This is a genomic window from Pelagerythrobacter marinus (assembly GCF_009827515.1).
In the GTDB taxonomy this organism is placed as follows: domain Bacteria; phylum Pseudomonadota; class Alphaproteobacteria; order Sphingomonadales; family Sphingomonadaceae; genus Pelagerythrobacter; species Pelagerythrobacter marinus.
In genome coordinates this window covers 1-11870 of sequence record NZ_WTYO01000006.1, presented here as the reverse complement: position 1 = coordinate 11870, position 11870 = coordinate 1, and the positions used below count along the sequence as shown (strand labels likewise).

The window sequence follows — 11870 nt, the reverse complement described above, 5'->3', positions numbered from 1 at the left end:
GCGAACGGAGTATTACTCGCCGACCGGGTTGGTCTGGTCCGCCCCGGGGGCGGTCATGTCCGCCTCGGGCGTGTCGGCCTGGCCGCCGGCATCGGCCTCGGCCGCCTCGATCGCGGTATCGCCTTCTTCCGTCGCCTCTTCGGGCAGCGGCTCGGGCAGCGCGGGGCCGCCGCCGTTCTGGTACATGTAGAGAATGATGTTGGCGCGGTCTTCCGGGCTGGAAAGGCCGGCGAAGCTCATCTTCGTGCCCGGCGCGAACGAGCGCGGGCTTTCGAGCCAGTCGAACATGGCCTCGTAAGTCCACGAGCCGCCGTGGCTGGCCAGGGCGTCGCTGTAGGCGAAGCCGGGCGCATGCTGGCCGATCGTCGTTCCCATGATGCCGAACAGGTTCGGGCCCTGCCCGTCCGCCCCGCCCGAATTGAACGTGTGGCAGGTGCCGCAGCGCGACGTCGCCGCCGCTTCGCCCATCGCCGCGTCGGCATTGGCCAGCAGCGCGCCGATGTCGAGCACTTCCTCGCCGCCTTCGCCTTCCTCGGCAACACCCTCGATCGGATAGCCGCCGTCTTCCGGCGCGTGGGCCGCGAAGTAGCGCGAGCTGACGCTGGAAAGCCCCAGGCCCACGATCCCGGCGAAGAGGAGCCATCCGGCAGCGGTGTTGAAACGGTCGGTCATGCGTCAAATGTCCGTGAAATACGGTTGTGGCGGTTTTCGCGCGCCGCTCTAGTCGGCACCCCCGGCAAGCGCAAGCCATATGTCTTGCCGCATCCCCGGCGCCGGTCTACGCGCTGGCCCGCCATGCACAGCTTTCCCACCCCCGCGCTCGCGCTGGTCGAGCGGATGCGCGCCGCCGCGGCCGAGGACCCGTCGCGCGCGATCGCCTTCCAGGGCGCGCCCGGCGCCAATTCGCATCGCGCGGCCTGCGAGGCGGCGCCCGATCACCTGCCGCTGCCCTGTTTCGGGTTCGAGGACGCGCTGGAGGCGGTGAAGGACGGGCGCGCCGGCAGCGCGATCATCCCGATCGAGAACAGCCAGCACGGCCGCGTGGCCGACATTCATTTCCTGCTGCCGCAAAGCGGGCTGTGCATCGTGGGCGAACACTTCATGCGCATCACCCATGCGCTGATGGCCGTACCGCATGACGACGGCACGTTCGGCCCGTTCGAGGCGGCTTACAGCCACCCGCAGGCCCTGGGCCAGTCGCGCCTGTTCCTGCGCGAGCGGGGCATCGTCCCGCTCAGCCACGCCGACACCGCCGGGGCGGCCGCCTTCGTCGCCGAGAAGGCGAACCCGCGCCTCGCCGCGATCGCCCCGCGCCTGGCGGGCGAGCTCTACGGGCTCGAGGTGGTCGAGGACCGGGTGGAGGATGCGCCCGACAACACGACCCGCTTCGTGATCCTGGCGCCCGAGCCGCTCGACCCGGCGCGCTTCAGCGGCGATACGGCGATGACGACCTTCGTGTTCGAGATAAGGAACGTGCCCGCCGCGCTCTACAAGGCGCTCGGCTGCTTCGCGACCAACGGGGTCAACATGACCAAGCTGGAAAGCTACCAGCAGGGGGCCAGCTTCGCCGCGACGATGTTCTACGCCGATATCGTCGGCGCTCCGGGCGATCCGCGGGTGGACAGCGCGCTGGAGGAACTGGCCTTCCACTGCAAGGAACTGCGGCTGCTGGGCTCCTATCGCCAGGCCCGCGCGCGCGGCTGAGCCGCCCCGGCCCGTTAGCGCCCACCTGCGCCCTTGCGCGCCCCGGTGCGACCTGTCACCACTCCGCCGGTGACGAGGGCGGCAGGGGACATCGCGGCGGAGGCCACGGCCGGCGACGCGCCGGCGCAGGACGCCTGGGCCGCCGTGCGCGCGGAAGACGCGATCCAGTTCGCCCCGGTCGAGGCGCCCGCGGCCGCGCCCCCGCCCGGCTGGCTGACCGCCTTCTTCTCGTTCCTGGGCGACGTGCTGGGCGCCATCGCCCGCGTGCTGGGCCTGTCGTGGCCGGTGGCCAGGTGGGTCCTGCTGGCGCTGGCCGTCGCGCTGCTCGCCTGGCTGCTCTGGCGCCTGCTCTCCCCGCTGCTGGCGCGCGAAAGGCCGCCCGAAGCCGAGGGCGGGGACGCGCCCTGGACGCCCGAGCGGTCCGCGGCCCTCGCCCTGCTGGAAGAGGCCGACCGCCTCGCGGCAGAGGGGCGTTACGACGAGGCGACGCACCTCCTCCTCCGGCGCAGCGTCGGGCAGATCGCCGCCGCCCGCCCCGGCTGGGTCGAACCGTCGAGCACCGCGCGCGAGCTGGCCATGCTGCCCGGCCTGCCCGAACCCGCGCGCGAGGCCTTCGCGACCATCGCCGGCCGGGTCGAGCGCAGCCTGTTCGCGCTGCGCAGCCTGGCGCGCGAGGACTGGCAGGCCGCGCGCGACGCCTATGCCCGCTTCGCCCTCCAGCCGCTGGCGGACCGGGCATGAAAGGCGCGCCGCCGGCCTTCGACCCGCGGGTCGTGCTGGGCATCGTGGTGTTCGGCGCCGCGGCTTTCCTGGCAACGCTCTACTTCATCGCGGCGGGCCAGACGTCGGGCGGCTCGGCGGGCAGCGGGCACGCCATCGCGCGCGGGCTCGACGGCTATGCCGCGCTCGTCCGCCTGCTGGAGGAAGAGGGGCACGAGGTGCGCGTTTCGCGCAGCGCGGCTTCGCTCGACGAAGAGAACCTGCTGGTCCTGGCCCCGCCCCACAGCGCCGACGGGGAGGAGATCGCCGAGATCGTCTCCCGCCGGCGCTACGCCGGGCCGACGATCCTGGTCCTGCCCAAGTGGATCGCGTTCGAAGTCCCGGCCCGCGACCCGGTCGGGGCGGAAGACGGCTGGGTCTACCTGGCCGATGCGCGCCCGCCGCAATGGGTGGAGGATTTCGAAGGCCGCTACGCGACCGGGCTGGCCCCGCTGGCGCTGGACGGCGACGGCGCGGCGCACTGGCAGATGGGCGCCCGGCGCGGGGCGATGCCCGATCCGGGCAATCTCCAGGTCCTCGAATACGGGACGGTGATCCCGCTCGTCACCGCGGCCGAGGGCAGCGTCCTTGCCGGCTACTACGACGACGGCGGTTATTACCCGGTGCTGGACGAGGCAGCGGGCCTGCCGCGCGCCGACCCGGAGGCCGACGATCTCGACACCGATCGCTGGAACTTCACCGTCGTCGCCGACCCCGACCTGTTCAACAACTATGGCATGGCCGACCGCGAACGGGCCGCGCTGGCCCACGCGCTGATCGACACCGCGTTGGAAGGGCAGGACATGCCGATCGTGTTCGACGTGACGCTGAACGGGCTGGGCGCGAACAGGAGCCTGCTGACGCTGGCCTTCACGCCGCCCTTCCTCGCGGCCACGCTGTGCCTGTTGCTCGCGCTGGCGATCGTCGGCTGGCGCGCGTTCCGCCGGTTCGGCCCGCCGCTGGCCGAAGCGCGCGCGATCGCTTTCGGCAAGGGCAGCCTGGTCGCCAACAGCGCCGCCTTCACCCTTCGCACCGGGCGGCTCCACCTGCTGACCGCGCCCTATGCCCGCGCGGTGCGGCAGCGGATCGCCGATGCCCTGCACTTGCGCCGGCCCGACGACGCGGCGCTCGATCGCGCGATCGCCCGCCGCCTGCCCGGCGCGCCGCCCTTCGCCGAACTGGCGGCCGCGCTCGACACGGCCGCGCGGCCCCAAGAAATCCTGCGCGCCGCGCGCGCGCTGAAATCCCTCGAAAGGAAACTGGTTCGATGACGATGACGCTCGACGACGTCCGCGCGATGGCGCAGGCGATCCGCGCAGAAGTGGCCAAGGCGATTGTCGGCCAGGACGAGACGATCGATCACCTGCTGGTCGCCCTCGTCAGCGAGGGGCACGTCCTGCTGGAAGGGCCGCCGGGCACGGCCAAGACGTTCCTCGCCCAGTGTTTCGCCAGCGCGCTGGGCCTCGATTACGGGCGGATCCAGTTCACGCCCGACCTGCTGCCGGGCGATATCCTGGGGTCCAACCTGTTCAATTTCCAGACCAGCCAGTTCACGCTGACGCGCGGGCCGATCTTCTGCGACCTGCTGCTGGCGGACGAGATCAACCGCACCCCGCCCAAGACCCAGGCCGCCCTGCTGGAGGCGATGCAGGAACGGCGCGTGACGCTGGACGGCGAAACCCACCCCCTGCCCGAGCGGTTCATGGTCGTCGCGACGCAGAACCCGATCGAGAACCAGGGGGTCTATCCCCTGCCCGAGGCGCAGCTCGACCGGTTCCTGTTCAAGCTCCTGGTCCCCTATCCCAGCGCCGAGGAAGAAGCCGCGATCGTCGCCCGTTTCGGCGAACGGCAGGGCCCGCCGCGCCCGGCGGAATTCGGGGTCTCGGCGGTCACCGATGCCGCCGCGCTCGGCGCGGCGGGGGCCGCGCTGAAGCAGGTCAGCGTCGCGCCCGAAGTGGTCGAATACGTCGTGCGGCTGGTGCGCGCCACGCGCGAGAGCGCCGAGCTGTCGAGCGGCGCCTCCCCCCGCGCGGCGGTGCTGCTCGCCAACGCGGCGCGCGCGCGGGCGGCACTGGAAGGGCGCGACTACGTCCTGCCCGACGACGTGAAGGCGCTTGCGGTCGCGGCCCTGCGCCACCGCCTCGTGCTCAGCCCCGCGGCGGAGATCGAGGGGCGCGAGGTCGAAACGCTGGTCGGCGAGCTGGTCGAGAACACCGAGGCGCCGCGATGACCCGCGCCTCCCCCGCTGTGCGGGCGGCGCGGTGACCCTGCCCGTCGTGCCCACCGCGCGCGCGGCCTGGCTGGCGGCGCTGGCCGCCCCGCTGGCGATCGTGATCGCCGCGGCCGCGCCCCAGGCGTGGGTGGTCGCGCCGGCCGCCGGGGTCGCGCTGCTGGTCGTCATCGTGCTCGACGGCCTGCTGGCCGGGCGCATGACCGACTGGCGCGTCCACCTGCCGGCCGACGCCGAAGTGGGCGAGCCGCTGACCGTGCTGGCCCTGACGGAGATTGCCGGGCGCGCCGCGCGCACGCCGGTCGACGTCGCGCTGGCGGTCGATCCCCGGCTCGACCCGGCGGGCGGCGTGCGCTTCGCCGCCCCCTTCGCCCCGCAGGCCGGCGCCTGGCAGGGCACGGCCGAGGTCACGCCCGGGCGGCGCGGCACGGCCCCGGTCCACCGGGTCTGGCTGCGCTGGGCCGGGCCGCTCGGCCTCGGCGCGCGCCAGGCGAGCCACGCGCTGGACGAAAACGTACGCATCTGGCCCGATCTCGCCCCGGTGCGCAGCCCCGAACTGCAGGCTTTCCTGCGCGACGCGCAGTTCGGCCTGATCGCGCGGCGCATCCGCGGCGAGGGCACCCAGTTCGAGGCCTTGAGCGAATACGAACCGGGGATGGACCGGCGCCGGATCGACTGGAAGGCGAGCGCGCGCCACACCCGCCTCTATGCCCGCGAGAACGAGAGCGAGCGCAACAACCAGATCGTCTTGGCCTTCGACTGCGGCCAGGCCATGTGCGAGCCGGTCGGCGGCCTGCCGCGGATCGACCGCGCGGTGACCGCGGCGCTGACCGCCAGCTACGTCGCGCTCAAGGGCGGCGACCGGGTGGCCCTGTTCGGCTTCGCCCAGCGGCCCGAACTCTCGACGCCTTTCGTCGGCAACTCGCGCAATTTCCACCGCCTCCAGCGCGCCGCCGCCGGGCTCGAGTACCACGCGCAGGAACCCAATTTCACTCTCGCCCTCGCCACGCTCGCCACGCGGCTCCAGCGCCGTTCGATGATCGTGCTGTTTTCCGACTTCACCGACCCGACCGGGGCCGAACTGATGATCGAGAGCATCGGCCGGCTGGTCGACCGGCACCTGGTCCTGTTCGTGACGATCGAGGACGAGGACCTGGCGGGCCTGTCCGACGCGGAGCCCGAATCGCTCGATTCGCTCGCCACCGCGGTCGCGGCCGAGACCCTGCTGCGCCAGCGGGCCCTGGTGCTCGAACGACTGCGGCAGATGGGGGTCGACATCATCGAGGCGCCGTGGGACCGGATCGGCTACCGCCTGATCGATCGCTACCTGGAGATCAAGCGGGCGGAGGCGATCGGATGAAGGCCCCGATCCTGCGAACCCTGTTCGGCCGGGCCGAAGTCGCCCCGCCGCCCGACGTCGAGGCCGCGGCGCTGCGGTCCGACCGCTTCCGGCTGGAGCGCGAGGGCGACTGGCGCCGGCTCGACGCGATCGTCGCGCGGATGGAGAAAGGGCGCCTGCGCGGCCTTTCGGACGAGGATGTCCTGGCCCTGCCCGCGCTTTACCGCACCGCGGCCTCCAGCCTCGCGGTCGCGCGCGAGACTTCGCTCGACACGGCGACGCTTGCCTACCTCGACGCGCTGGTCCAGCGCGCCTGGTTCCAGGTCTATGGCCCGCGCCAGGGGTTCATCGCCTGGCTGCGCGCCTTCCTCGGCGGCGGGCTGAGCCGCGCGGTCCGGGCGATCTGGCTCGACATCTGCGTCGCCCTGGCGGTCATGGTCGCGGGCACGATCGTCGGCTGGCTGCTGGTGATGCGCGAGCGCGAATGGTTCTTCGCCCTCGTCCCGGCAGAGATGGCGGGCGAACGGGTCCCCGGCGCCGGGCGCGCGGCCCTGCTCGAAAGCCTCCGGGCGCAGGACGAGGCCGCCGGCCTGTCCGCCTTCGCGGCGCAGCTGTTCAGCAACAATGCCGGCGTGGCGATCCTGGCCTTCGCGCTCGGCTTCGCCTTCGGCATTCCGTCGCTGATGCTGCTGCTGCACAACATGGCGCTGCTCGGCGCGATGCTGTGGCTCTACCACGATGCGGGGCTGACGCTGGAATTCGCCGCCTGGCTCGCCGTGCACGGCACGACCGAGCTGTTCGCGATCCTCCTCGCCGGGGCGGCGGGCCTGCATATCGGGCGCGCGATGGCCTTCCCCGGCGACCGCTCGATCCTGGCCGCCGCGGCCGCGAGCGGGCGGCGCGGGGCGCAGGTGATGGTCGGGGTTGTGATCATGCTCGTCGCCGCCGCCGTGCTGGAGGCCTTCCCCCGGCAACTGCTCGGGACCGAGGGGCGCCTGCTGATCGGCACGACGATGCTGCTGGCGTGGCTGGCCTATTTCTTCGCCTTCGCGCGCAAGCGCGCGCCGGACGCGGGGGACGGGGCATGACCGCAGCCGGCACCGCGCGGCACCGGGCCCAGCGCGCGCGCCGGATGCGCGAGGTCGTGACCCCGGAAGGGATCGCGCTTCCCTTCACCGTCGCCAGCCGCGCCGCCCGCGCCGGGGCGCTGATCATCGATTTCATCATCCTCTTCGTCACCGCGATCGCGATGGCGATCGGCGCCTTCTACCTCGCGACCAGCCTCGCGCTGGACGGGACGGCGGGCGGCGAGGAAGCGGCCGAGTTCATCTTCGTCGCCTATACGCTGATCTGGTTCGTGCTGTGGAACGGCTATTTCCTCGCGCTGGAGATGGGCCCGCGCGGGGCCACGATCGGCAAGCGGCTGGCCGGCATCCGGGTCGCCGCGCGCGACGGCGGGCGGCTGACGCCCGAGGCGGTGCTGGCGCGCAACCTGCTGCGCGATATCGAGCTGTTCCTGCCGCTCGCGCTGCTGATCTCCGCCTCCAGCGGAGAGATGGGCGCCGCCGGGATCGCGGGGGCGGCCTGGTTCCTCGTCTTCCTGCTGTTCCCCTGCTTCAACCGCGACGCGCTGCGCGCCGGCGACGTGATCGCCGGGACCTGGGTGGTCGAGGCGCCGCGCGCCAGCCTGGCCGACGCGCTGTCCACCGGCGGCGCCGCGCGCGAAGGGGCCAGCACGGTGACCGGGGCGCAGTACCGTTTCGGCGAGGAGGAACTGGCGATCTACGGCGAGTACGAGCTGCAGACGCTCGAAGGCGTCCTGCGCGACGGCGATCCCGAAACGCTGGAGGCGGTCCATGCCGCCATCTGCCGCAAGATCGGCTGGAACCCGGGCCGCGGGGACGAGCGCGCCTTCCTCGAGGCGTTCTATGCCCAGCTCCGCGCCCGGCTGGAGGGGGAAATGCGCTTCGGTCGGCGCAAGGCGGACAAGTTCAGCTAGCCGGCACCGGCCCGCTTCAGCTAGCCGGCACCGGCCCGCCGGCGAAACCCGCGCCGGGGCGAAAACGGTGCGGCTTGGCCCTCGACTTGCCCGCACCGAGCCCCTAGGTCCCGCGCGGCAGGCAAAACGGGCGCAGGCATGAAGCTGATCATCGGCAACAAGAACTATTCGAGCTGGAGCCTCAGGGCCTGGCTCGCGCTCAAGCAGTCGGGCCTCTCGTTCGAGGAGCTGACGGTCAACATCGGCGGCGACGACTGGGCCGCGCTCAAGCGCGAATCGGGCGAGATCATGCCCTCGGGCAAGGTCCCGGTGCTGTGGGACGGCGAGACCGTGATCTGGGACAGCCTGGCGATCATGGACTATCTCGCCGACAAGGTCGGGCGCGAACGCTTCTGGCCCCGGGACGACGCGGCGCGCGGCATGGCGCTGTCGATGGTCGCCGAAATGCACAGCTCGTACATGGCGATGCGCAGCGAATGCCCGATGAACGTGCGCAAGCGCTTCGACGGCGTGGGCCTCAGCGACGCGGCGCGCGACGACATCGTGCGCGTGCTCCAGCTCTGGGCCGAGGCGCGCGCCCGGTTCGGCAAGGGCGGGCCGTTCCTGTTCGGCACGTTCGGCGCGGCGGACGTGTTCTACGCCCCCGTCGTCTCGCGCTTCGTCACTTACGGGATCGCGGTGCCCGGTTTCGCCCGCGCGTACATGGAGGCGGTGTGGGAACACGAATGGATGCAGGCCTGGATCGACGGGGCGGAAGACGAACAATGGGTGATCGAGCAATACGAGACCGCGCCGCGCGTCTGATCGCGGCGCTCGCGCTGGCGCTGGCCGCGCTCGCCCCCCAGGGGGCCGCGGCCTGGGGCTATTACGGCCACCGCACGACGGCGGACATCGCGCTCGCCAACGTCTCGCCCGAAACGCGCGCGGCGATCGCGCGCCTCGTCGCGCACGATGCCGAGCTGGGCACGCCCGAATGCCGCATCGCCGACCTCGCCGACGCCTCGACCTGGCCCGACTGCGTGCGGCGCGATTACTGGCGCTGGGGCTATACCGCGGCCTGGCACTATCGCACCGCCCCGGTCTGCGAACCTTACGACGCGCGCGCCAACTGCCCCGGCGGCAACTGCGTGACCGCGCAGGTGGAGCGCAATTTCCGCATCCTTTCGGACGAGAGCCTGCCGGCGAACGTCCGGCTCGAGGCGCTGGCCTTCATGGTCCATTTCGCCGGCGACGTGCACATGCCGCTCCATTCGGGCGAAAAGGACGACCGCGGCGGCAACGACCGCGAGACCGCCTATGGCATCGTGCCCGGCCTCAACCTCCATTCGATCTGGGACACCGCGCTGGCCGAACGCGCGATCACCGCGGCCCAGCCGCCGCTGGTGCGCCGCTATGCCGCGGCGGAGCGGCAGGCGCTGGCGGGCGGGCAGCCGGCCGACTGGGGGCGCGAATCGTGGCAGATCGCGCGCGACTTCGTCTATCCGACCGCCTTCGACCGCGCGCCGTGCGAAGGCGACCTGCCCGGTGAGACCGCGCTGACGCAGGACGACATCGCCGCCGCCGTCCCGGTGGTCGAACGGCGCCTGGCCCAGGCGGGCCTGCGGATCGCCGACCTGCTCGACGCCGCCTTCGCGCCGGGCAAGCTCGACCGGATTCCCTGAAGGCGCGCCCTACGGCGTGCGGTTCGCGCCGTAAGGCGTGCCGTCCTCGCGGGCGTAGCCTTCGGGGCCGAAGACCATGTCGATGTCCGGGTATTCGCCGTGGTCGGCGGCGCGGTCGCCGGCGCTCACGACCACGAACACGCAGTCCTGCGCCGCCCGGTTCTGCAGGTGGTGCCCGTCGCGCACCCCCATCGGCCAGGCGGCCACGTCGCCCGCGCGCAGCACGGTCTCGCCGCCGTCCTCCACCAGCACGGCCTCGCCCGAGAGCATGACCAGCAGCTCGTCCTCCGCCGCGTGCCAGTGGCGCTGCGACGACCAGGCCCCGGGCTTCAGCACGACGTGGCTCGCGCCCAGCGCGGTCAGCCCGCCCGCCGGGGCGAGCCGGCGGTGCCAGCGCCCCGCGACCGCGCGATCGTGGGGGGCGGGATAGCCGGTGGCATTGGTCTGCGGCACGGCGTCGAGGTCTATTCGGGGCATCGAGCGTCTCCGGTGGCTGGTCACTGCGCGCGCGGTGGTCTAACCCGCCAGCCATGACCGACGCCAGCCTGCTTGCCGAGAAGCTGATCGCCGCCCCCAGCGTCACCCCCGCCACCGGCCAGGTGTTCGACGTGCTCGAAGACATGCTGGCCCCCGCCGGCTTCGCGGTCCACCGCTTCACCGCGGGGGACGCGCCCGACGGGCCGGTGGAGAACATGTTCGCGGTGCGCCAGGGGCCGCCGGGCTCGCGCCACTTCGCCTTCGCCGGCCACCTCGACGTCGTGCCCCCGGGCGACGGCTGGACCAGCGGGCCCTTCGCCCCCGAACGGCGCGATGCGCCGGGCGGAGAGCTGCTCTATGGCCGCGGCGCGGTGGACATGAAGGGCGCGATCGCGGCGATGGTCGCGGCGGTCGTCGCGGTCCCGCCCGAAGCGGGCACGATCAGCTTCGTCATCACCGGCGACGAGGAAGGTCCGGCCATCCACGGCACGCGCGCGCTGATCGATTACATGCGCGACCGCGGCATCCGGCCGGACCTGTGCCTGGTGGGCGAGCCGACCAGCGTGAACCGGCTGGGCGACACGATGAAGATCGGCCGGCGCGGATCGGTCAACATCTGGCTCGAGGTAGAGGGGACGCAGGGCCACGTCGCCTATCCGCAGAATGCCGACAACCCGGTGCCGCGCCTGGTCGCGATGCTGGCGGAGATCGACGCGCTGGCGCTGGACGAGGGGACCGACTGGTTCCAGCCGTCGAATATCGAGATCACCGAGCTGGAAGTCGGCAACCCGGCGCACAACGTCATCCCGGCCAAGGCCACCGCGCGCATCTCGATCCGCTTCAACGACCGGCATTCGGGCGCCTCGCTGTCGGAGACGATTTCCGCCATCGCGCAAAGGCACGGCGGCCGTGCGCGGCCGGTGATCTCGGGCGAGCCCTTCCTGACCCCGCCGGGCGCATTCTCGCAGCTCGTCGCCAGCGCGATCGCAGCCGAAACCGGTATCGAGCCCGAAGCGTCCACCGGCGGCGGCACGTCCGACGCCCGCTTCCTGAAAGACCTGTGCCCGGTGATCGAGTTCGGGCTGTGCAACGCGACGATGCACAAGCGCGACGAGGCCGTCGCGGTCGACGATCTCCACGCGCTGTCGCGGATCTACGCCCGCATCGCGCTCGCCGCGCTCCATACCCGCGCGGGGTAGCCCGCAACGGCGCGCGAAAGCGTCCTTGGCACATTTCCCTTGACATTTATAACCGTTTTGGTTATGTGGTGAGGGCCAGTCCAGGCTGGCTACAGCGACGGGGGCAAAGCGTGTACGCGTCACGTCTGGCCGCTTCGTCCATACGGCCGGTGCCTCGGGGGGCTAGTGACCGCTCGATAAAGCACCCCTGTGCCGGGATGCGAGGACTATTCGTAACGGGGCATGTCCCTTGCCCGGCCCGCGGCGGACCTCAACGCCGCGAGCCTTTCCAGGGGACGCTCCCGCGATAGCCTCTGGCGGACAGGGCAAGCGCGAGCCCTGGCCCTGTCCGCGCCTCGCACCCCTCGAAGGGCCGAGCGGGAGGTTGAAGGCAACCCCTCCCGCCACTCGCAAGGATGTTGCCAAGGCAACCCTGTGACGCCCAGGTGGCAATCCTGTGATGCCCAGGCGGCACCGGCCGGTTCCGTCCGCTTGCCTTTCCTCCCGGCGTAACCGTCCGCAC

General features: G+C 72.2%; 12 protein-coding genes. 10 read left to right on the top strand and 2 right to left on the bottom strand.

Annotated features, from left to right (window positions below):
* Positions 1 to 12: 12 nt before the first annotated feature.
* Positions 13 to 672, bottom strand: coding sequence for a c-type cytochrome (locus tag GRI72_RS12320; protein WP_160734237.1), 660 nt, complete (start codon positions 670 to 672; stop codon positions 13 to 15).
* Between the two features lie 123 nt (positions 673 to 795).
* Between GRI72_RS12320 and GRI72_RS12315 the strand changes: the two genes are divergently transcribed.
* The 9 genes from GRI72_RS12315 (at position 796) to GRI72_RS12275 (ending at position 9692) form a co-directional block, all read left to right on the top strand.
* Entirely contained in the window at positions 796 to 1704 is a 909-nt protein-coding gene (locus GRI72_RS12315; protein ID WP_160734236.1) for a prephenate dehydratase, read from the top strand.
* A gap of 69 nt (positions 1705 to 1773) precedes the next feature.
* Complete coding sequence (locus GRI72_RS12310; RefSeq protein WP_160734235.1) at positions 1774 to 2445, top strand: hypothetical protein; 672 nt, start codon at positions 1774 to 1776, stop codon at positions 2443 to 2445.
* On the top strand, positions 2442 to 3734 hold the full coding sequence (locus GRI72_RS12305) for a DUF4350 domain-containing protein (RefSeq protein WP_160734234.1): 1293 nt from the start codon (positions 2442 to 2444) through the stop codon (positions 3732 to 3734). Before GRI72_RS12310 ends, GRI72_RS12305 begins: the two co-directional genes overlap by 4 nt.
* A gap of 2 nt (positions 3735 to 3736) precedes the next feature.
* A complete protein-coding gene (locus GRI72_RS12300) occupies positions 3737 to 4693 on the top strand; it encodes an AAA family ATPase (RefSeq protein WP_160734372.1) in 957 nt (318 codons plus the stop codon).
* Positions 4694 to 4724: 31 nt separating this feature from the next.
* On the top strand, positions 4725 to 6053 hold the full coding sequence (locus tag GRI72_RS12295) for a DUF58 domain-containing protein (protein WP_160734233.1): 1329 nt from the start codon (positions 4725 to 4727) through the stop codon (positions 6051 to 6053).
* Positions 6050 to 7120 (top strand): stage II sporulation protein M, encoded by a 1071-nt coding sequence (locus tag GRI72_RS12290; RefSeq protein WP_160734232.1) that lies wholly within the window; start codon positions 6050 to 6052, stop codon positions 7118 to 7120. The genes GRI72_RS12295 and GRI72_RS12290 overlap by 4 nt, the downstream gene beginning before the upstream one ends.
* Entirely contained in the window at positions 7117 to 8031 is a 915-nt protein-coding gene (locus GRI72_RS12285; protein WP_160734231.1) for an RDD family protein, read from the top strand. Before GRI72_RS12290 ends, GRI72_RS12285 begins: the two co-directional genes overlap by 4 nt.
* A 138-nt stretch (positions 8032 to 8169) precedes the next feature.
* Positions 8170 to 8835: a glutathione S-transferase family protein gene (locus tag GRI72_RS12280; RefSeq protein WP_160734230.1), complete on the top strand. Its 666-nt coding sequence runs from the start codon at positions 8170 to 8172 to the stop codon at positions 8833 to 8835.
* On the top strand, positions 8796 to 9692 hold the full coding sequence (locus GRI72_RS12275; protein ID WP_160734229.1) for a S1/P1 nuclease: 897 nt from the start codon (positions 8796 to 8798) through the stop codon (positions 9690 to 9692). The genes GRI72_RS12280 and GRI72_RS12275 overlap by 40 nt, the downstream gene beginning before the upstream one ends.
* 9 nt (positions 9693 to 9701) lie before the next feature.
* Here the strand turns inward: GRI72_RS12275 and GRI72_RS12270 are convergent, their stop codons facing one another.
* On the bottom strand, positions 9702 to 10169 hold the full coding sequence (locus GRI72_RS12270; RefSeq protein ID WP_160734228.1) for a cupin domain-containing protein: 468 nt from the start codon (positions 10167 to 10169) through the stop codon (positions 9702 to 9704).
* Between the two features lie 53 nt (positions 10170 to 10222).
* On the opposite strand from GRI72_RS12270, the gene dapE reads away from it, so the two are divergent.
* Complete coding sequence (dapE, locus tag GRI72_RS12265) at positions 10223 to 11368, top strand: succinyl-diaminopimelate desuccinylase (RefSeq protein ID WP_160734227.1); 1146 nt, start codon at positions 10223 to 10225, stop codon at positions 11366 to 11368.
* Positions 11369 to 11870 lie beyond the last annotated feature (502 nt).